Source organism: Lacrimispora sphenoides JCM 1415 (genome assembly GCF_900105615.1).
GTDB lineage: Bacteria > Bacillota > Clostridia > Lachnospirales > Lachnospiraceae > Lacrimispora > Lacrimispora sphenoides.
On the sequence record NZ_LT630003.1, the window covers coordinates 4991607 to 5012618 of the forward strand.

Annotated in this window: 21 protein-coding genes and 1 pseudogene; 15 read left to right on the forward strand and 7 right to left on the reverse strand. The window is 42.0% G+C overall.

Going from position 1 to position 21012, the window contains the following annotated elements; all coding sequences use genetic code 11:
• Positions 1-104: 104 nt before the first annotated feature.
• Entirely contained in the window at positions 105-680 is a 576-nt protein-coding gene (locus tag BMX69_RS22475; RefSeq protein ID WP_054790822.1) for a hypothetical protein, read from the forward strand.
• Between the two features lie 91 nt (positions 681-771).
• Here the strand turns inward: BMX69_RS22475 and BMX69_RS22480 are convergent, their stop codons facing one another.
• Positions 772-1752: a zinc dependent phospholipase C family protein gene (locus BMX69_RS22480; protein WP_100043587.1), complete on the reverse strand. Its 981-nt coding sequence runs from the start codon at positions 1750-1752 to the stop codon at positions 772-774.
• A gap of 305 nt (positions 1753-2057) precedes the next feature.
• Here BMX69_RS22480 and BMX69_RS22485 point away from each other — a divergent pair, with 305 nt between their 5' ends.
• Positions 2058-3443, forward strand: a complete 1386-nt coding sequence (locus BMX69_RS22485; protein ID WP_100043588.1) for an alanine/glycine:cation symporter family protein — start codon at positions 2058-2060, stop codon at positions 3441-3443.
• Between the two features lie 67 nt (positions 3444-3510).
• Here the strand turns inward: BMX69_RS22485 and BMX69_RS22490 are convergent, their stop codons facing one another.
• From BMX69_RS22490 to BMX69_RS22500, 3 genes are all read right to left on the reverse strand, one after another.
• Positions 3511-3750 (reverse strand): hypothetical protein, encoded by a 240-nt coding sequence (locus tag BMX69_RS22490; protein ID WP_054790823.1) that lies wholly within the window; start codon positions 3748-3750, stop codon positions 3511-3513.
• Positions 3751-3881: 131 nt separating this feature from the next.
• Positions 3882-4793, reverse strand: coding sequence for an AraC family transcriptional regulator (locus BMX69_RS22495; protein ID WP_100043589.1), 912 nt, complete (start codon positions 4791-4793; stop codon positions 3882-3884).
• 52 nt (positions 4794-4845) lie between these two features.
• On the reverse strand, positions 4846-5259 hold the full coding sequence (locus tag BMX69_RS22500) for a GNAT family N-acetyltransferase (protein ID WP_054790824.1): 414 nt from the start codon (positions 5257-5259) through the stop codon (positions 4846-4848).
• 206 nt (positions 5260-5465) lie between these two features.
• Between BMX69_RS22500 and BMX69_RS22505 the strand changes: the two genes are divergently transcribed.
• Together BMX69_RS22505 and BMX69_RS22510 are read left to right on the forward strand one after the other, a co-directional pair.
• A complete protein-coding gene (locus BMX69_RS22505) occupies positions 5466-5855 on the forward strand; it encodes a helix-turn-helix transcriptional regulator (RefSeq protein ID WP_054790825.1) in 390 nt (129 codons plus the stop codon).
• Positions 5856-5872: 17 nt separating this feature from the next.
• Entirely contained in the window at positions 5873-6466 is a 594-nt protein-coding gene (locus tag BMX69_RS22510; RefSeq protein ID WP_054790826.1) for an ATP-dependent Clp protease proteolytic subunit, read from the forward strand.
• A 67-nt stretch (positions 6467-6533) separates the two neighbouring features.
• Here the strand turns inward: BMX69_RS22510 and BMX69_RS22515 are convergent, their stop codons facing one another.
• The gene (locus BMX69_RS22515; protein WP_100043590.1) at positions 6534-7007 is read right to left on the reverse strand and encodes a nucleotidyltransferase domain-containing protein; all 474 of its coding nucleotides are present in this window, start codon (positions 7005-7007) and stop codon (positions 6534-6536) included.
• Positions 7008-7410: 403 nt separating this feature from the next.
• Here BMX69_RS22515 and BMX69_RS22525 point away from each other — a divergent pair.
• The 4 genes and pseudogenes from BMX69_RS22525 to BMX69_RS22540 all read left to right on the forward strand — a co-directional run bounded on the left by BMX69_RS22525 (position 7411) and on the right by BMX69_RS22540 (position 12403).
• Positions 7411-9474, forward strand: a pseudogene (locus BMX69_RS22525) (thioredoxin domain-containing protein).
• A 233-nt stretch (positions 9475-9707) separates the two neighbouring features.
• A complete protein-coding gene (locus BMX69_RS22530) occupies positions 9708-10673 on the forward strand; it encodes a choloylglycine hydrolase family protein (protein ID WP_100043592.1) in 966 nt (321 codons plus the stop codon).
• A 457-nt stretch (positions 10674-11130) separates the two neighbouring features.
• Positions 11131-11649 carry a peptidylprolyl isomerase gene (locus tag BMX69_RS22535; protein ID WP_025231267.1) on the forward strand — a complete coding sequence of 173 codons (519 nt, stop codon included), beginning with the start codon at positions 11131-11133 and terminating at the stop codon, positions 11647-11649.
• Positions 11615-12403: a GNAT family N-acetyltransferase gene (locus tag BMX69_RS22540; protein WP_242941320.1), complete on the forward strand. Its 789-nt coding sequence runs from the start codon at positions 11615-11617 to the stop codon at positions 12401-12403. Before BMX69_RS22535 ends, BMX69_RS22540 begins: the two co-directional genes overlap by 35 nt.
• Here BMX69_RS22540 and BMX69_RS22545 read toward each other — a convergent pair.
• Complete coding sequence (locus BMX69_RS22545) at positions 12339-13040, reverse strand: hypothetical protein (RefSeq protein WP_100043594.1); 702 nt, start codon at positions 13038-13040, stop codon at positions 12339-12341. The two genes, BMX69_RS22540 and BMX69_RS22545, sit on opposite strands and share 65 nt — an antisense overlap.
• A 172-nt stretch (positions 13041-13212) precedes the next feature.
• Between BMX69_RS22545 and BMX69_RS22550 the strand changes: the two genes are divergently transcribed.
• The gene (locus BMX69_RS22550; protein ID WP_100043595.1) at positions 13213-13998 is read left to right on the forward strand and encodes a YesL family protein; all 786 of its coding nucleotides are present in this window, start codon (positions 13213-13215) and stop codon (positions 13996-13998) included.
• A gap of 164 nt (positions 13999-14162) precedes the next feature.
• Positions 14163-14741, forward strand: coding sequence for a GTP pyrophosphokinase (locus BMX69_RS22555; protein WP_100043596.1), 579 nt, complete (start codon positions 14163-14165; stop codon positions 14739-14741).
• Positions 14742-14820: 79 nt separating this feature from the next.
• Here the strand turns inward: BMX69_RS22555 and BMX69_RS22560 are convergent, their stop codons facing one another.
• Positions 14821-15822, reverse strand: coding sequence for a LacI family DNA-binding transcriptional regulator (locus BMX69_RS22560; protein ID WP_160117897.1), 1002 nt, complete (start codon positions 15820-15822; stop codon positions 14821-14823).
• Between the two features lie 222 nt (positions 15823-16044).
• Here BMX69_RS22560 and rbsK point away from each other — a divergent pair, with 222 nt between their 5' ends.
• From rbsK to BMX69_RS22585, 5 genes are read left to right on the forward strand one after another with little or no spacing between them, the layout of a single operon-like run.
• A complete protein-coding gene (gene rbsK / locus BMX69_RS22565) occupies positions 16045-16983 on the forward strand; it encodes a ribokinase (protein WP_054790832.1) in 939 nt (312 codons plus the stop codon).
• On the forward strand, positions 16980-17399 hold the full coding sequence (rbsD, locus tag BMX69_RS22570) for a D-ribose pyranase (RefSeq protein ID WP_054790833.1): 420 nt from the start codon (positions 16980-16982) through the stop codon (positions 17397-17399). Before rbsK ends, rbsD begins: the two co-directional genes overlap by 4 nt.
• 17 nt (positions 17400-17416) lie before the next feature.
• The gene (locus BMX69_RS22575) at positions 17417-18904 is read left to right on the forward strand and encodes a sugar ABC transporter ATP-binding protein (protein WP_100043598.1); all 1488 of its coding nucleotides are present in this window, start codon (positions 17417-17419) and stop codon (positions 18902-18904) included.
• Entirely contained in the window at positions 18904-19845 is a 942-nt protein-coding gene (locus BMX69_RS22580) for an ABC transporter permease (RefSeq protein ID WP_100043599.1), read from the forward strand. The genes BMX69_RS22575 and BMX69_RS22580 overlap by 1 nt, the downstream gene beginning before the upstream one ends.
• Positions 19846-19867: 22 nt before the next feature.
• Complete coding sequence (locus BMX69_RS22585) at positions 19868-20794, forward strand: D-ribose ABC transporter substrate-binding protein (RefSeq protein WP_100043600.1); 927 nt, start codon at positions 19868-19870, stop codon at positions 20792-20794.
• Positions 20795-21012: the final 218 nt, after the last annotated feature.

Consider the following 21012-nt stretch of genomic DNA (forward strand, 5'->3'; position numbering starts at 1 on the left):
AAAACACTAACGTATTTGTGAAGAATTTCTGACATTTTGCTAAAACCACTACAAAAAAAGTATTACATCAGATATAATGTTAGATGTTCAATAAGGAGGAGATTATGATGAAGAACAAAGCTCTATTGATATGTGCAATGTCGGTAATGTTGTTGACCGGATGCACGGAAAGTAACATTCTTAAATCCACAGCTCCGGCAGAGCCTGTTTTTGAAACTCAGCAGGGGATTGTTCTGGATTGGGATCAGATTGGAAATGATATGGATGAAGAGTTTGTGGACAACGAAGAATATCCTATGGCGTTAAGCGTTAATTACAAGGTAGAACGGGAGAAGAATAGCATTGATTTGACATTGCTTGTTAAGGATGGGACCACACCCGAGGAAGCAGTCGTATTTGCAAATGCAGCAGTTCGGTTTATCGGTGACGAGGCTGCTATGCAGGATTTTTCTTATGAAAAATCAAGCGATACCTCTTATGGAGGATTTTTCAAGGATTATGATGTGCACCTTATTGTTATGCCGGATTATAAGATGAATGAACAACAGTATTGGCTGGTAGATATGGACATCCCTAAGGGATCTGATGAAAAGATTATTCCAAAGGAAGGTGCTGTTATCACGGAGGCCACCGCTGAGGATGAGGAGACGGATACTGAAAGCTCGGAGTCGGATCAATAAATTTTTTATGCAGGTATTAAAAAACATGGATGAGGAATTGAGTTGTCAATCACTCCTCAGCCATGTTTTTTTGTCCCTTTTTGTATGTTCGTTATGGATCTACTGCCAATCCGCTGTGGTAGGAATAATTACCAAGCTCCTTTAAAAGCTTATTGTGATCCAGGCTATCCAGCGGGACCGGCGAGGTAAGTTCCTCGTTCAGCAGAAAAAACACATCATTGCATTTTACCATGGACTGATGGAAGAGCTCGGGAAATGAGGCCTGGGATGCAAGGCGGCGGTTCCAGGGATTACACCAGGTTTCATGGTTTAAATTCATGGTGACGACGGGATCCGGCGGGATGTCCGTAACCAGCTTCCGGGAGGCAAGGTGTGTGCGCAAAAAAAGTGATTCCATAAATTCAATGCTGTTTTTCTTGCGGCTGGACGGATCGGCAAGAGTCCTGCATCCTAAGCGCATAGCCAGGATGGAACGGGATACCATCTGGGATGTTACACGGAAATTATTCCGGTAGTTTAAAGGATAATAGGCTTCATTGATGCATACGGACAAAAAGCCGGAGATGAACTGCAGTTCCTGGCCGTTTAAACATATGGTGGCCGCCTGGTTGAACTGAGATGGTTTTTTCTTTTTGTATTTCATCAATAGTAATGCATCTATATCATTTTCCAGCATAGCATGAAGCCCATGATGATAGTTGCTGGAGTTTTTTACATCATATTCGATTCGGCCGTACACGTAAGGGTGGCAGATGGAGTCCCCGATGTAATGGCAGAAGTAACCGCTCATATAAGAAATGGCCTGCTCTCTCTGCTGTTTGGACTCGATCTGGGATAAGTGGTTTAAGCAGGAAACAAAAAAATCATGTACATGGTTTTCGTGCATATAGGAACCTACATTACGGTAATCCCGGTGGCGTAGAATGGGTATATTATAAAAAAATATATCCGGTCCCTGGAGGCCAAGCTGGTAAAGCCAGCGGTACTTGGAGATTATGCGTTTTAAAGGAGTGTTAGGCATATCATTGAAAACTTTGACTCCCAGCAGATAGTGAGTGGTAAAACCAGGCATATTGTTCACCTCGCATTTATTTGCAGCTCGCGAAATATGTAGTGCGGTCCGCGAGTCCGCAGTGCAGCTCGCGAATCCTGCGGATTCGTTCGCTCACGGGCTTTCGCCCTATGAATTAGAACACAAAAAAAATTTCTTACGAGCGAGCACGACGAAAGTTTTTTTGTGTTCTAATTCGCACTGCTCATTGCTTATATGGAGATTATACCATATCAGATTTTATTTTGTGTAAAAATCATTGGAAATTTTCATACTAGCCGGGTAGGTCGAATAAGTGTTAAGGAGAGCGTTCAGGAGCTGATCCGATGATACATCGTATACATGAAATGGTATGGGGACCGTGGCTTTTGGTTTTGTTTTTGGGGACCGGAATCTTTTTTACGGTAAAGTCAGGTTTTTTTCAGATTAGAAAATTCCCATTTTGGTGGAAGCATACCATTGGAAGCATACAGGAGGATGAGGGAGAAGAAAAAGGGGAAGTTACAAAATTCCAGACAGCCTGTACGGCTTTGGCAGCTACCATTGGGACTGGTAATATAGCCGGTGTGGCCACCGCACTTACAGCCGGCGGACCTGGTGCTATATTCTGGATGTGGGTTTCTGCCGGAATCGGCATGATGACAGGCTATGCGGAGACCATGCTGGGGATCCGTTACCGTTACCGGGATCGGAACGGCGCCTGGATCTGCGGGCCTATGGTTTATTTGGAGAGGGGGCTTAAGCTTCCCGTACTAGGCATGATTTACAGCTTTCTTTGTATCATGGTTTCTCTTGGAATGGGAAGCATGGTGCAGTCCAATTCCATTGCGGAAACTCTTGAATATTCCTTTGGCATACCGCCGGTTCCCATCGGGATCGTGCTGACTGGAACCGTATTATTGGTGGTACTGGGAGGGATTGCAAGAATCGCCTTTGTCTCCGAACGGCTCATTCCTATCTCGGCCGGCGCCTATATGCTGTTTTCCATGGTTGTGATCATGTCCTGTTACGATCAGATCCCATATATTTTTCAATGCATTTTTCAGGATGCCTTTCGCCCGGTTTCTGCCTTTTCAGGAGTTGCAGGCTATCAAATCAGCAAAAGCCTGCAATATGGCATATCCAGAGGTGTATTTTCCAATGAAGCAGGACTTGGGAGCATGGCAGTCCTTCATGGCGCGGCAGAGGATACGACTCCAGAGCAGCAGGGAATGTGGGCCATGTTTGAGGTGTTTTTTGATACCATTTTGATCTGCACCATGACCGCATTTGTGATCCTGTGCATGACGGAAGGAGATGCTGCCGGCTCAGGATATGACGGAGCGGCTCTCACCGCCTTTTGTTTTTCAAAACGCTTAGGATTACTTGGGGAATATGTGGTATCAGGAGCTATGCTGATATTTGCTTTTGCTACCATTATTGCATGGTATTATCTGGGACGTCAGGCCGCCATATATCTGGCGGAGCGTTTAAAAGAACGCAGATCTCTTTACATACTGCAGCGCATTTTAAGGGGAAAGGTTTATACCATGCTTTATCTGGGGGCCGTGTTCCTTGGGTGTCTGGCAAAGCTTGAGACAGTGTGGGAATTTTCTGATATCTGGAATGGACTGATGGCGCTTCCTAACATCATTGCCATTATTTTCCTGATGAAGGAGGTAACGGTTCCGGAAAACGCAGAAGAATGGGCACTGAAATACACCCGCCGGTGAATGGGGAAGGGGCCTGACCCAAATAGCGGTCAGACCCCTTTATGATGAATTAGTTGCAAGCAAATGGTCAGCAATCTCCTGTATAGTAGGAGATAATGCTCATATAATCCTTTGGAGCCGGAATATCCAGTGAAAGACTCAGGAAGTTTTTATTTTCTCTGTACTGATGAAGCAGCTCGTTCTGGAGTCCATAGTGTTTGTTGATATTTTCTTTACTACCGTCAGGGTACAGTAAATTAACCGCATCACTGCACGCATTTACTGTTTGTAAAAAGTTATCCATATTCAAGATATTTAATTTTATCATTACAAACCCTCCATTAAAAAGACAGTGATACTTAAGTTCAGCAATAATTTTATAATAAAAAGATTGCCCTATTACCTTTACAGGTATCATTATAGTGCAATCTTTTTTTAATAAATATATTATTTCTGCCTTTATATATCATTTTCCTGCCATTTGCGGCGATATTCCAGGGGTGTGCAGCCGGTATACTCCCGAAAGACCTTTCCAAAGTAACTGCTGCTTCCCAATCCACAGGCATGGCTGATATAGGTAATTGTTTCCCTGCTGTCTGTCAGCATACGACAGGCCGTTTGTAAACGGTAGTTCTTGATATATTCCACCGGTGTCATGTGCAGGAAGTCGTGGAATACCCGGAAGCATTCACGTTCGCTGGAATAAGCGGCGGCAGCAATCTCTGGAATAGAAATTTTTTCTGCATAATGCTCATGGACATATACCATCATCGATTTTATTTTATCATTTGTTTTGTCGGAATGCCCTTTTTCTTCCAATAGAGGACGCGCTATGTCGAAAAGCCGGATCCATATGTCAGATAACGTCTCCCTCAGTTTTATCTCATATCCGAAATTATTTTCAGAAAGGTGAAAAGATTCCCGAATGATATCTAAAACTTTTGCCTGTTCCGGAACATCAGGATATAAGGCAATAATTTCTGCCTGCGGGGCTGTAGTAATAGGCGTAACGTATTTTTGCTCTATCCGGCTGCCGTGTTGGCCGGCTATGAAAGAGGGGTCAAAAAGATGGAGAAACTGGATGTTTTTTTCTGATTCCGCTTGCGGCCTTGTCATGTGGAGTACATTGGAATTGACCAGACCGCCGGTACCTGCTGGAAATATCATGGTTCCTTTAGGCGTACAATATTCCATTCTCCCGCTCTCCATATAAAATAACTCCACAGCTTTGTGCCAATGCCATGGAACAAAACGCCCTATAAATTTGTCCAATTGGGAGCAGGAGGCAATGTATGGAAAGTCTTTCGCATAATCAGGTAATAATTCTTCTTTGCTTCCTGTATGGAATTCTATTCTATAAATGTTCCTCAATGATCGTATCCCCCTTTCTCTGTTATAGAAACTTGTGACAATATGAAAACATTTACAAAGTTTTAGTAAAATAGTAACGTTTTCCTGTCACAGGATATTCTTCCAGTGCAAACACGCTCTTATATCCGTGCTTTTCATAGAAGGCAGGCGCCTGAAAGCTGAAAGTATCCAGAAATGCGTATCTGCATCCCCGTTCCTTGGCTGTTTCTTCTGCCTGATTTAAAAGCTTACTGCCAATATTTTGTCCTCGTAAGTCTTCCCTGACCCATAAATATTTGACAAACAACCAGTTGCCGTGTGTATTTCCGATCAGTCCTCCGACTTTTTCTCCTGTATCGTCCTGCAAATAGATTCCTAAATCTCTTGGGTTCTTGTCCTCAATTCTGGATAAGTTATAATTCAATAAGCCCTGGTAAATGATTTCCTCATCTTGTTCTTTAATTTTATCAGTTATTTCAAAGTTCATTTTAATCGATTCTCCTTATTGGCTTATATGAGTTTACGGTTGTATTTATCATACCATATCCCGCAGCACAATTCCACAGTCCATATCAGGCCTTAATAGAAACAAATCGATGGGAAAAGTCCAGACCTGATTTAAGCAAAAATTATCAAGAATTAATTTCCAAAAGAGTATATAATGATAATATGTTTTTGGAAAGGAGCAGGTATATGGATTATCATTCAAAAGTGGGGGACTCGCTTAAATATATCGAGGAAAACTTAAATGGTAAGATTGATCTTGATGATCTTGCAAAAAGAGCCTATCTGTCAAAATATCACTATCATAGAATTTTTCACAAAGTATCAGGAGAATCCGTTACCAGATACATCACCAGAAGGCGGATGGAAAAGGCAGCGGGAGAGCTTGCCAGGACAGACAGGCCGATCATCGATATCGCCCTGGAATATCAATATGCTTCTCAGGAATCCTTTTCAAGGGCCTTTTTAAAGATTTATGGACTGACGCCGGGAAAATACCGGAAAAGGTATAGCGTCAATTCCAATCATGTGATTGATTTAGGCTGCCGTTCCGGCAAAATCATGAACATGGCCGCATAATAATCCAGGAGGTTTCTATGAACAATCTTATCCCAATGGTTATTGAACAGACATCCCGGGGAGAGCGGTCGTACGACATATTTTCCAGGCTGCTGAACGACCGTATTATCATGCTGAATGGCACAGTGACCAATGACACAGCAAGCCTGATAATAGCACAGATGCTTTTTCTGGAATCCGCTGACCCTAATAAGGATATTCACTTGTATATCAACAGCCCCGGAGGCTCTGTAACAGATGGGTTCGCTATTATGGATACCATGAATAACATTAAATGTGATGTTTCCACCATTAGTATAGGCCAATCGGGAAGCGCGGCTTCCCTGCTTCTGGCATCAGGGAAGAAGGGAAAGCGCTTTGCCCTTAAAAACAGCGAGATTCTGATCCATCAACCGTCAATATCCGGCGGGCTGCAGGGGCAGGCTACGGATATTAAAATCCATAGTGATTGGCTTGAAAGAACAAAGAAAAAGCTCAATGAGATATACAGCGAACTGACTGGCCAGCCGATTAAAAAAATTGAGGAAGATATGGAACGGGATCGTTATATGACGGCTGAGGAGGCAAAGGAGTATGGCTTAATTGATGAAATTCTATTATGCCGCAGGTGATACCGGAATATTAACACAAAAACCCGCTAACGGAAGGTCTGACAAGGCAGCCGTAAGCGGGTTTTTCTCAGTGGGAATCTGTATATGCATCGATCATTTTTACTTTTTCATTCCGTCCCATCAATTCATAGTAATTACGCCATTCATCAACGGACTGCAAGGGAATCTTAATTCCATGAACTTCAGTGAAATCTTTAATATTTTCCTTTTTTAATGGAAAATAATATTCCTTATCTTGGTTCACAATAACAAATCCGGCCATTGCATCGATATCTACACCATCAACATGAAACTCCAAAAAACTTTTTGTTTTGTATTTTGCATTTGGATTAGGCTGTTGAATATCACCGAAATGTAATAAGATATCTTTAACTGTTTCTGCATCCTCTTCCCCAATCATAATATCTATATCATGAAACTCAGATGTAATTCCTTTGAAGTATAGCAGCAAGGAGGCTCCAATGGCCCATGTAACATCTTTGTGATTAAATTCTTCTGCAATACGCGCTAATACCGTCAGCTTGTGTTTTATATCGTCCATTCCGTCACCCCTTTAATTTTATAGATGCATTAACTCATCCATTGTCTATTGTTTCAACCTTCGATCTTACATATCAGAATTGAAATTATGATATAGGAAAATACTGGAATATCATGATATAATATCAAAATATGAAGGAAAAAGCAAATTATTAAAAATTATGCCGGAAGCCAAATGTTCTCTGTCTAATGCCTGTATTATTTCTACTGCTATAATAGGAGATACTTTTATCACAAGCTTTTAGCAGAATAAAAGTGGTATAAGTATAAAAATTTACTTTAAGCGAAACCTATGTATCAATGGTAAAATAATAGAAACCGACAGAAGTTTACAGACTTCATAAGGATTGTTATAATTTTAACCAAGTTATTAAAATATAGAAAAATAAAGGAGGTGATGCCATATGTCAAACGTTGATAGAGTACCCAATAGATTAATCAATGAAAAATCCCCCTATTTACTACAGCATGCATATAACCCGGTGAAATGGTTTCCTTGGGGAGAAGAGGCTTTTTCCAAGGCGAAAGCAGAAGATAAGCCCATCTTTTTATCTATTGGGTATAGCTAACTCCGGTTGAATATGTGCACTTGTCACTGGTGTCATGTCATGGCTCATGAGTCTTTTGAAGACCAGGAGGCGGCGGATGTTCTTAACGAGTTTTATGTGGCAATAAAGGTGGACAGGGAAGAGCGGCCGGATATTGATTCCGTATATATGTCAGTCTGCCAGGCTCTCACCGGTTCCGGCGGGTGGCCATTAACGATCATTATGACACCGGATCAAAAGCCTTTTTATGCCGGAACCTATCTGCCTAAATTTTCAAGATGGGGATCTGCCGGTCTTCTGGATGTTTTAACCTCTATCCGGAAGCTTTGGGAAAATGAGAAACATAAGCTTCTGGAAGCGGGAGATGAGATAACCGGATATTTAGTCAAGGAAGAGACATCTGTTAATAATGAGGGCAGGGAACCGGATAAAGACTTATTTCTGTCAGCTTCAAGCCTGTTAAAGAGGTCTTTTGATAAGAAATGGGGAGGTTTTGGAAGGGCGCCCAAATTTCCAATGCCTCATAATCTGCTTTTCCTTTTAAGGCATTACTTTTATGAAAAAGATAAAGATGCTCTTCTTGCTGCGGAAACGACCCTCAGGCAGATGTACCGGGGCGGAATATACGACCACATCGGTGGCGGTTTTTCCCGTTATTCCACAGATGAAAAATGGCTGGTGCCCCATTTTGAAAAAATGCTGTACGATAATGCGCTTTTGCTGTATGCCTACACGGAAGCCTTTGCCATGACAGGAGACAGCCTTTATGCCAAGGTATCCCGGGGAATTCTTCGTTATGTAAGGGATGTGCTGACTGATGAGCAGGGCGGGTTTTACTGTGGTCAGGACGCTGACAGCGAAGGGGTGGAAGGAAAGTTTTATACGTTTCAGAAGGAAGAGATCGAACAGATTCTTAACGGCGATGCAGATGAATTCTGCGAATGGTTTGGAATTTCAGAACAAGGTAATTTTGAGGGAAAGAATATTCCAAATCTTATAGAAAATGATAATTACGGCTCTAGCAGTGATAAATTAGAGGATCTGTGTAAAAAGCTTTATGATTACCGGATCACAAGGACAGCCCTTCATACGGATGATAAGATATTGACTTCCTGGAACGGACTTATGATTGGGGCACTTGCAAAATCATATGAGGTACTGGGAGATGCCTGGTGCCTTGATGCGGCAAAGAATGCGCAGGCGTTTATAGAGAAGAATTTGACCTCTGAACAGGGAAGACTCTTTATCCGTTACCGGGAGGGGCAGGCTGTTCACGACGGACAGCTTGACGATTACGCGTTTTATGCCTTTGGCCTGCTGGAGTTATATGAGGCTTCCTTTGATATCAAATATCTTCATATTGCCGCTGAAATATCTGAAAAGATGCTTGAACTGTTTTATGATGAAGTTCAGGGAGGGTTTTATATGTATGCGCATGACAGGGATAAACTGATAAGCCGTCCCAAGGAGCTTTACGATGGTGCGCTTCCTTCAGGAAATTCCGTTGCCGCATATGTAATAAGCAGGCTCTATCACCTGACCGGGAAGATCAAATGGCAGAACGTTCTGGAAAAGCAGATATCTTACCTGACGCAAGAGGTGGAAAAAAGCCCTGCAAACTACTGCTTTTCTCTGCTTGCATTTCAAAGCATCCTTTATCCATCTACGGAAATTGTTTGTGTTTCCGCTGGTGATTCTATATTAACAGAGCTTCAGAGCTTACAAAGAAGCCCGAAGCCTGATATCAGCGTGATCTTAAAAACTCCTCTGAACAAGGAGGCCCTGTCAGAGGCAGCACCGTTCACGGCAGATTATCCGGTTCCTTCTGAAGGAAGCAAATATTATGTCTGCCGTAATGGAGCGTGCATGAAGCCTGTAGAAGGCATGGATGAGTTAAAAGGAGTTCTGAAATCCCTGTAGCCTGTATATGGGCTGCAATTAATTGCAATGGCAGCTATATATTAAAATAGCGTTTTGGGTAGAAGATGAGCTTTGAAAATGGATTAAATCCAATCAAAGCTCATTTTTGCATATTATTTTAAGTGATACTATTTTTTGTCAGCCCCTTTGTCTTATCCCCTATATTACATACATAAAAACCACAGGCCCCCATATAAATAAATAAACAATTTACAATAAGGGAGGTAGTTTGTATGTGCACAGCATTTACCTTAAGAACCCGGCAAGGGGAAACCTTTTTTGGAAGGAATATGGATTTTTCTTATGATATTAAGCCTCATCTTTACATAATTCCAAAGAATTATGAATGGGATAATTTATTAAATATGGAGAAAATCCAGGATATTTACTGCTTTATCGGCATTGGGCAGGAACTGGATGGGGACCTGGGATTTTTTGACGGGGTTAATGAGATGGGTTTTGCTGCTGCTGCACTTTATTTTGCAGGCTATGCCCAATATGATACCATTCAGGATTTAAAGCACAGGAAACAAATCGCATCCATTGATTTCCTTCATTATATTTTAGGAAGATGCGCAGATGTCGATGATTTACGGCAATTACTTATGAATCTCTCAATCGTAGGAGTTGAGGATCCGGTGACACAGACTGTGGCCCCATTGCACTGGATGGCGGTAGACCGCAGCGGGGAATGTGTTGTCATAGAGCAGACGGAAAGAGGGATGGAGGTAATGTCGAATTCCATTGGCGTTATGGCAAATAGCCCCGATTATCAGTGGCATAAGACGAACCTGAGAAATTATATGGAGGCTTCTCCCTATCAGTCCGAGGAGGATACCTGGGGGAATGTCCGGCTGATTCCGTTTGGACAGGCGGGAGGTACCCAGACTCTGCCGGGAGGGTATACCTCCCCGGAACGCTTTGTCAGGACCGCTTATTTAAAATCATTTATTCCGACACCTCAAAGCCGTATGGAAGCGGTAGTTTCATGCTTTCATGTCATGGAGAGCGTTACCATTCCGAAAGGAGCAGTCGTAACAAGCCGGAATTCTTATGATTACACCAAATATACGGCCTTTATCAATACAGCCACATGTGAATATTTTTTCAAGACTTATGACAATATACAGGTAAGAATGGCAAGTCTTTTTGAGAATTGCGCCCGATCCCCGGAGCTTGTGAATCTGGGGGGATTATAAGAGCAAGCCGGGGCGGCGGCCTCACTGTTATAAATCCATATGAAACAAATTCTAAATAAAATAGCATGACCAAACAAAAAAGCGTATTACATGGCTGATCCTGAAACCAGTCATGCAATACGCTTTTCAAAAAGTTATTTCAAAAAGGGAGGAGAGCTGATAATAAATTATCAGCTCGAGTATTATGAAAAAAATCTTATAAGCAATTTGTATTTTATGTTTTAAGTATATCCATGAAACATGAAGAAATCATGTTGTTTGTGTAAAAGGTTTTTGAATGAAATTTAAACAAAGTATGAACGATAGGATATATATAGGACTGTATTCAAATGGGACTATACAAATATAAGAGTATTTGATAAAATATAGCCATATGCGGAATCTGACGCAATAAATACCTTATTGGTATACCTTTATGCCCAAAGAACATGGGCAGGAAAGCAGAAAGGGAGAAAACATGAAAAATCCGGTTATTACGATTACAATGGATAACGGTGATGTGATGAAAGCAGAGCTTTATCCGGAGATTGCACCAAACACAGTAAATAATTTTATCAGTTTAATTAAAAAAGGTTTTTATGACGGACTGATCTTCCACAGAGTTATCAATGGGTTCATGATTCAGGGAGGATGTCCGGAAGGAAGCGGAATGGGAGGCCCAGGCTATTCCATTAAAGGAGAGTTCAGCCAGAACGGCGTAACCAATGCATTTAAGCATTCAGAGGGAGTGCTTTCCATGGCAAGAGCCATGAACCCCAATTCTGCCGGTTCCCAGTTTTTCATTATGCACAAGGCATCTCCCCATTTGGATGGTTCCTATGCTGCATTCGGTAAGATCACGGAAGGCATGGATATTGTGAACAAAATTGCTGATGTGAAGACCGATTACAATGACCGCCCCATGAAAGAGCAGAAGATCCAGTCCATGACAGTGGAAACCTTTGGGGAAGAATATCCGGAACCGGAGACCTGCTAAGTCAATGATCTGGAATCGGGATATTATAGTAGAAGGAAAGATTTTCCAGGTTACCATATCCGATGATCATGAGGCCCTGCGTTCTGCTTTTGCGGAAGGCAGGGCCGTTGTTGGTTTATGGGACCGGGAACGAACGGATCAGAACCTTGCCCCTGCCGCTTATGTTGTAGAGGATCTTGATGACATTGATGATGCATTTTTAGAGCGGGTCATCAGGAGAAAAGAGGGACTTCCGTGGAATATAGTTAAAACCCGGCGCCTTACAATCCGGGAATTCGTTCCTCAGGACTATGTCTCTATACCAGATGAGCCTGAGGCTGGGAAGTCGGGCTTCCTGTTTTTAACGAAAGAAGCCCTGAAGGATTACATCAGCCATCAATACGGATTTTATGAGTACGGTATTTGGGCCGTAGTTGACCATGACAAAGGAAAGCTTGTGGGAAAGGCGGGGATATCAAACTTAGAGATTACCGGGCAGGAGGAGTTTTTGGATGCAATAAAAAAGAATGATACCCCAGTGGAACTGGGATATCACATTTTTTCCCCATACAGGCAGCAGGGATATGGTAAGGAAGCCTGTAAGGCCATTCTTTCCTACACTGCCCTGGCTGTTTCAGAGAAGATTTATGCAAGGATCGACGAACGGAACTCAGCGTCAATAAAGCTGGCAGAGGATCTTGGGTTCCGTCTTATTGCCCGAACACATAGCGGATCAGTTCCGCGGCTGTGTCTGTATGAGTGGAATTGCTCATGACGGTAAGAATCGGCTCATCAATGATAAGGCCGGTTTTATCGCAGAAATCCGTGTTGCCGATGAGAAGACCGCAGGCCGTGTTTTCGCCGGTTTCCTGATTGGTTACAAAATAGAGGTACTCCTTTAACTTGTCGTAAACGTCTGCAGGGAGGATTTCCTTTAAGTCAACAAATCCGCCCATTTCACCGAAGTGGTCTATGGTTTCCGGATTTCCGATCATAACATCCAGACTCTTACTGGATATCATGGCGGTGATTTTGGCTAGCTGGGCATAGGTAAATTCATTCATGGAGGATTCGTCAAAGGTCGGGGACATGGAGTAGTCCACCTCGATCTTTGCATCCTCATTAAGATCAATGTACTGACGGAAGCCCTGGTTAAAGTAATCATCAACAGAATCGGTTTCACCGGCGGGGCTGCTGTTAAAAATAACGCAGGAAAGAGCAGTTTCAAACCGGTTGTTATATATGGCTGAACCGATGGAAGAGATAAAAATCACGGCCACAACGGCAATGATGATGGGAATCTTGTAATATTCCCAGACGTACCAGAGCCTGTCTTTCACACTCATATTTTTTAGCTTGTCCCGTTCCTCCCGCATGGAGTCTTTTAGGGTTTTGTCTTCGTATGGGGTCATGTTTTACTCCTCTTTCTTTATTATTAAAGGTACTTTTTTAATTATATCACACAACCATGGATTTTCATTAAAATAAAAATAAAATTTTGGTGAAATAAGAAAGAATGTTTGCTTTTTAAGGGCAAATCCTATATAATATCTTTTAATGCCACTATGAAAAGGGGAAGAACGTATGTTTTCTGGTTTTTTTAATTATGATAACCCGGTATGGCGGTTTATCGGTAAATTTGGTGATCTGATTATTTTGAATATCTTATGGCTGATATGCAGCATTCCAATTTTTACCATAGGAGCTTCTACCACAGCTGTATATTATGTAACCTTAAAGCTTGCAAGAGATGACGATGGCTATACCATCCGTTCTTTTTTTAAGTCATTTAAAGAAAACTTTAAGCAGTCCACGATCATCTGGCTGATCCTTCTGGTTGTAGGATTGATCCTTGGAGTTGACTTATACTTCTTTACCAGATTGTTTACAGGATCCGGGTCCTTTCGGACGGTGATGCTTACCGTGTTCCTGGCAATGGTTCTAATCTATGCGGCTGTTCTTACGTATATTTTCCCACTTCAGGCCAGATTTTTCAATACGGTAAAGCGTACCTTTTTCAACGCCTTTTTTATGTCCCTGCGCCATTTGTTCCGTACCATTGGAATGATTGCCATTGACGGGGCTTTGTTGGCGGCTGCATTCCTGCTTATGGTACCTCCGATGCTGATGATATTCATGCTGTTTGGCTTTCCGCTTTTAGCATTTATTAACTCCTATATCCTTGCTCCCGTGTTTAATCAGTATATTCCAAAAGAGGATGAGGAGAAAGGGGACGAGCTTAAGCCGCTGTTTGCAGATGAGGAAGAGCCTGTAAACAGCATTCTGATGGCAAAAGGGGACGAGCATCAGGAAGATATGCCTGAGAACGAAGGGATAGAAAATAAAGAAACAAAAGACGGGCAGGAATAATTCCTGCTGGCAGCCGGACAGGGATCGTCATGTATCCCTTCCGGCTGTTTTTTTGTATATCAGTATGGATTCTTTTATGAGGAGTTCATACTATGGACACCATATGGACACAAAAAAACGGTATACTTAATAATTGTGACAAGGAAATGCCTGGGAGGTGGAATATGACTGAAGAAGAGTATCTCTGTTTTATCCAGCCCTATGAGGATGCGCTTAAAAACATTCGTGTTAGAGTGGATGTGCTGAATAATGATTATAGGAGAAAAAACCAGAATTACCCCATCCATCATATCCAGTACAGAATTAAGCAAAAGGAAAGCATTGAAAACAAGCTGGATAAGAATGGACATGAGGCCAGCGCGGATTCGGCCAGAAACTATCTGACGGATGTTGCCGGTATCCGCGTCATCTGCTATTTTATCACGGATATCTATGCCATTGTCAGCCTGTTAAAAAAGCAGTCGGATATTGAAATTATAAAGGAAAGTGATTATATTGCCAATCCAAAGCCCAATGGATATAGAAGTTTCCACATTGTTTTTGGAGTTCCGGTCTATCACACCGATGGTATGGAATATTACCCGGTGGAAATACAGCTGCGCACCATGTCCATGGATTTATGGGCCAGTATGGAGCACAGGATCTGCTATAAGGGGGAAGAGAGAGAACAGGCAGCAGAGGAATTTAAAAAGTATGCCATTGCCTTAAGGCAGATGGAGGATGAGATGGAGGAATTTCTCTGAGGTGAAAATAAGAGAAGGCATGTTCCAGAGCTATGAGTTTTCATGCATAGCTTTGGAACATGCCTTTTTATTTTCTGTCTCAATGAATGACCAGTGTGGGCATTAAACATATTTCCGTTTGGTTTGTTTCTTCTTTCTTATCCGGTCTTGCAGCTTTTTTCATGATGTTCCAGGCCTTTATTCCAAGCTCTTCCACATCCTGGTTCACACTTGATATTTCTATTCCGAATAAATAATCAGACAGCAGATTGTCATAGCTTACAATGGCATAATCTTCGGGTACATGGATACCCTGCTCCGAAAAGTATCTTAATATACCAAGGGTCATCATGTCATTGCATACAAATATGGCGGTGCAGTCCGTATCAAGGACTTGCTTCGCGGCTTCGTATCCGCCTTCTATGCGGTAGTTTGCAGGAATGATATACTCCTTGGGCACCTTGATTCCATATTCCGTCATTGCATTCCGGTATCCGTGTATACGGGAAAGAGAGTTATGGGAAATGAAAGTATTGCAGATACAGGCAATCTTTCTATGGCCTTTCTCCAGAAGGTACCTCGTTGCAATATAAGAACCTTCTACATTATCAAAATATATTTTATTACAGGAAAATGAATCAAATATGCGGTCAACCATTACAAATGGAAGGTTAAGCTGTGATAATTTCTGCTCGATAATATCCTGATGAAGATAGGATTCATTGGAAATTACCACAAATATTCCATCGATTCCTTTTGCCGCAAGAAGGTCAATTAATATCATGTCTCCTTCAAATGTATCGTTGGAGTTAACGATGATCAATGAATATCCTTCCGCTCTGAGCTGCAATTCTAAAGTTTTTGATAATTTGGAAAAGAAAGGGTTTTCTATATCAGGGATCAGAAGCCCAAATGTATTGTTTTTTCTGGTTACCAGACTGCGCGCAGCTGCATTTGGTATATATTGGTTATTTTCAGCAATCTGCAGGATAAGATTTTTCTTTTGTTCAGAAATTCTATTTGGTCTGTCATTTAGAACCAGGGATACACTGCTTGGAGAAACTCCCGCTAATCTGGCTATTTCTTTTATTGTTATGGACATAGTATTTGACCTCTGGTGTATTGATATGAACAATAATACCGTATTTTGCATAAAAAAGCAACTTATATTGATAAAACGATTTATCAATCATAATTTTCATATTGACATCAATAAAAAATAATGATAATATGAATTTACAAAATTGATAAAACGTTTTATCAACCACAAATCCGCATTACAAACAAAACTAGATAATTTAGATTTCGGAAAGGTGAGGCAGAAATGAAAATCGGAGTTGTAGGCAGCATTAATATGGATATGACTGTTACAGCACAGCGGATACCGGGAAAAGGCGAAACAATTACAGGCGATGCCATTTCCTATATCCCGGGAGGAAAAGGCGCAAATCAGGCAGTTGCGGCAGCGAGATTAGGTGCGGATGTAACGATGTTTGGCTGTGTGGGAAGCGATGACCATGGAAAAGCTCTGATTGAGAACCTGAAAAATGAAGGTATTCATACAGAATATATAAAAGTAGTTGATGATCAGGTGACAGGGCTGGCTGTGATAACGGTAGCGGAAAGCGATAACTGTATTATAGTTTTAGCGGGTGCTAATAATACGGTAGATATTGAGTACATTGACGGCATCAAAGAAAAGTTATTAACCTGCGACATTGTATTATTGCAGCAGGAGATTTTACAGGAAACCGTGGAATATGTCATTGGCTTATGTGCGAATCATGGAGTAAAGGTCATATTAAACCCAGCACCGGCCAGAGAGATAAAAAGAGAACTGGTAGAACTGGTGGATTATATTACTCCTAATGAACATGAAGCCAGGATCATATTTGGAGATATGGCTGATACTAAGTCTTTATTAAAACAATATCCGGAAAAACTCATTATTACCCAGGGGGAAAAAGGAGTCATTTACATCAATCATGAAAAAGAAGCAGTGACTTTGCCGGCAAGAACATCTAATGTAGTTGATACTACGGGAGCAGGGGATACATTTAACGGCGCATTTGCCGTAGCACTTGGATTATACGATAACATTGAAATGGCGCTGACGTTTGCAGTCCTGGCTTCCGGTTTGTCGGTGGAGCGGTTTGGTGCTCAGGGCGGTATGCCGAAACTTAAAGATGTGATCAGAGAGCTGGAAAGCCGGTCTGACGGTTGTAATGCAGGTGACAGTTGCGGGATTGGAGGAAAACCATGAAGAGAAATGGAATTTTAAACAGCAGCATATCAAGCGTACTTTCTTCCATGGGGCATACGAATTCAATTTGCATCGGAGATTGCGGACTGCCTATACCAGATGAGACAAAACGGATTGATTTAGCTTTGCGTTTTAATATTCCTTCCTTCCTGGAAACTTTAGATGCGGTTACTGACGATATGGCAGTAGAATCTTACATTTTGGCAGAGGAAATGAAAGATCATAATCCGGAAATGGTGGTAAACATACGAAGCATGATGAAAAAAAAGTTTCCGGATGCAGTGGAATGCTTTACATCCCATGAAAATCTGAAAGAACAGACAAAAACGTGTAAGGCAGTCATAAGGACCGGTGAAATAACTGCGTTTGCAAACATTATATTGGTTTCAGCCTGCATTTTTGCAGCCCAGGGTTAAGGATAGGGAGAAGAGCTATGCAAATTGAGATGAAAGGAATCTGTAAATCATTTAGTGAACATGCAGTACTGTCTGATGCCGGTTTCAGCCTGGAAAGCGGCGAGGTCCATGCATTGATGGGAGAAAACGGGGCTGGAAAATCCACTCTCATGAAGATACTGACAGGTATCTATGAGAAAGATTCCGGAACGGTTTTGATTGATGGGGAAGAGGTTGTATATAAAACGCCGAAAGAAGCGGAGCATGCAGGAATTATCCTGATCCATCAGGAGCTGAATGTACTTTTTGACCTGACAGTAGAAGAAAATCTCTTCCTGGGGAAGGAAATAACCACTCGTGGAGGAATCTGCAATAAAAAAGAAATGCAAAAACAGGCAGAAACTATTCTGGATAAATTAGGGGTTAGAATACCAGTGAAGAAAAGGATGGCAGAGCTGGCGGTAGGGCAGCAGCAGATGATAGAAATCTGCAGGGCGCTTATGAGCGAGGCAAAGGTGATCATCATGGATGAGCCTACGGCGGCGCTTACGGCAAGTGAAACGGAAATTCTTTTTAAGGTAATAAAGAAGCTGCAGAAAGACGGAGTTTCCATCATCTATATTTCCCATCGCATGGAGGAGATATTTGAGCTGTGTGACAGGATTACAGTCTTAAGAGACGGGCAGTATGTGGGAACAAAGGAAACAAAAGATACCAATGAAAAAGAAATCGTAAAAATGATGATTGGACGTGAGATTGGGGAACGGTATCCGGAAAGAAAGAGTTCTATTGGAAAAGAAATATTAAAGGTATCAGGTCTTACAAAAAAAGGAATATATGAAAATATTAGTTTTTCAGTAAAAGAAGGCGAAGTATTGGGGGTGTCCGGCCTCATGGGAGCAGGGCGCACGGAAATCATGAGGTCCATATTTGGAAACATGCAGCATGATGGAGGCGATATCTTTATTGAAGGCACCAAATGTACCATAGACAATCCGGCTGCAGCCATAAAATATGGAATCGGCTTTATCACGGAAGACAGAAAAACCGAGGGGCTTATGTTGGAAGACAGCATAAAAAACAACATTTCCCTGACAAATCTGGCCTCTATATCTGACCGGTATCATGTAATCAATAAAGGAAAAGAAAAAAGTTTAGCCGCAAATGCAATCAATGAATTGAAAATACGCTGTTTCCATCAGACTCAGGAATGTGGAAAGTTAAGCGGTGGTAACCAGCAGAAGGTCGTGTTTGCCAAATGGGTATATACCAATCCCAGAATATTGATCCTTGATGAGCCGACAAGGGGAGTAGATGTAGGCGCAAAGAAAGAGATCTATAACATTATTAATGAACTGGCAGCAAAAGGAGTTGCAATCATTATGGTTTCTTCTGAACTTCCGGAAATTTTGGGAATGAGTGACCGGATAATGATAATCAGAGAAGGCACAGTCCGCGGTATCCTTAATAAGGGAGAAGCGAATCAGGAAAAAATCATGACTCTTGCAACAGGAGGGAAACTGTGATGAAAGAAAAGAGACAAAAATGGTTCAATATTATGGGAGATTATGGCGCACTGATTTCTCTGGTTCTTATTGTGGCACTGATCAGTATTATAAGCCCGGAATTTCGAACGTCCGGCAATTTTCTCTCACTTTTAAGACAGTCTTCCATAAATGGTTTTATCGCTTTTGGTATGACCTTTGTCATACTTACAGGTGCCATAGATTTATCAGTTGGTTCCGTTCTGGCGTTGTCCACTGCACTTTGTGCGGGAATGATAACTTCAGGAGTGCCGGCAGGTGTTGCCATGCTGGCCTCTCTGCTGATCGGAGCACTTCTTGGACTGATAAGCGGTGTGCTGGTGACCAGAGGAAGATTACAGCCGTTTATAGCTACGCTGATAACAATGACGGCATACCGGGGGCTGACAATGATTTACACCAATGGAAAGCCCATATCCAGGCTGGGTGAGAGCATGCTTTTAAAATCAATTGGAAAAGGCGATGTTTTTGGAATTCCGGTTCCGGTTATATTATTGATACTTATGTTCGCATTTTTCTGGTTCCTGCTTACAAAAACCACGTTTGGACGCCATATCTATGCTACCGGAAGTAACTGGAAGGCAGCCGAGCTGGCTGGCGTCAATATACGTAAAACAAAGATTATAGCTTATGTCATATCAGGCGTCATGGCCGCATTGTCAGGTCTTATTCTTTTATCCCGTCTTAATTCGGCTCAGCCTACCCTGGGTTCCGGTTATGAATTGGATGCCATTGCTTCTGCCGCTCTCGGCGGAACCAGTATGAGTGGCGGCAGGGGTAAGATATATGGAACATTTATCGGAGTACTCATAATAGCAGTATTAAACAACAGTCTTAACATACTTGGCGTATCCTCGTATTACCAGGATGTGATCAAAGGATTGGTGATTCTGACAGCCGTTCTGTCAGACAGAAAACGGTAAAAATAAAAGGAGGGAATATAAAATGAAAAAATTTAAAAAAGTGGCAGCATTGGTAACTGTTATGGCCTTAGGGGCAAGTGCGTTAGTTGGATGCAGCGTGGGCGGCGGTGAGAAGAAAGAAGGAGGCAGTTCTGCAGGCAGCGCCCAGACGGTCGGATTTTCTGTTTCAACGCTTAATAATCCATTTTTCGTGACGTTATCAGACGGAGCAAAAAATGCTGCGAAAGAGAAAGGAATCCAGCTTACAGTGGTAGACGCAGGTGATGACAGCGCAAAGCAGATCAGCGATATTGAAGATTTAATATCAAAAAATATCAAGGTACTGATTGTCAATCCGGTGGATTCCGATGCGGTAGCATCAGCTGTCGAATCAGCCACAAAGAAGGGAATTAAAGTCATCGCGGTTGACCGTGCGGTTAATGGAGCCGAGGTAGAGTGCCAGATTGCCTCTGATAATGTGGCCGGTGCAAGAATGGCGGCAGAATATTTAAAAGAGCTGGTTGGCGATGGAGCTAAAGTTGCTGAACTGGAAGGCGTGCCGGGAGCATCTGCTGCCATAGACCGCGGACAGGGATTCCATGAAGTGGCAGACAAGGATTTAAAAGTGGTTTCCAGCCAGACAGCCAATTTTAATAGAGCGGAAGGCTTATCTGTTATGGAAAATATCCTTCAGGCTGATGGTGATATAAAAGGAGTGTTTGCACACAATGATGAGATGGCATTAGGCGCTGTTGAAGCAATTGCATCAACCGGAAAAGATATCAAGGTAGTTGGCTTTGACGCTACGGATGATGCCAGAAAAGCGGTGGAAGACGGTACAATGGCAGCGACAGTCGCACAGCAGCCGGATCTGATGGGTAAAACAGCTGTTGAAACTGCTATTTCAATCATGGAAGGAAAAAGTGTTGAGAAGTCCATACCGGTGGAAGTAACACTGATCAAGAAATAATAACTTTAATCCAGCCAGATTATATAAATAAGATAATCTAGCTGGATTTTATTGTGCAGCAAACCACAGATCTCCAAGCTATTAGATGGCAAGTGCAGCTGCAGTCGTCATATCAAACATAAATATAATTTTTACATAGCCGTTTGTTCCAACAGGAGCAAACGGCTATTCCCATTGTTTATGAAAATTTAACAATGAAGAAGGCAGAATAGGGAATA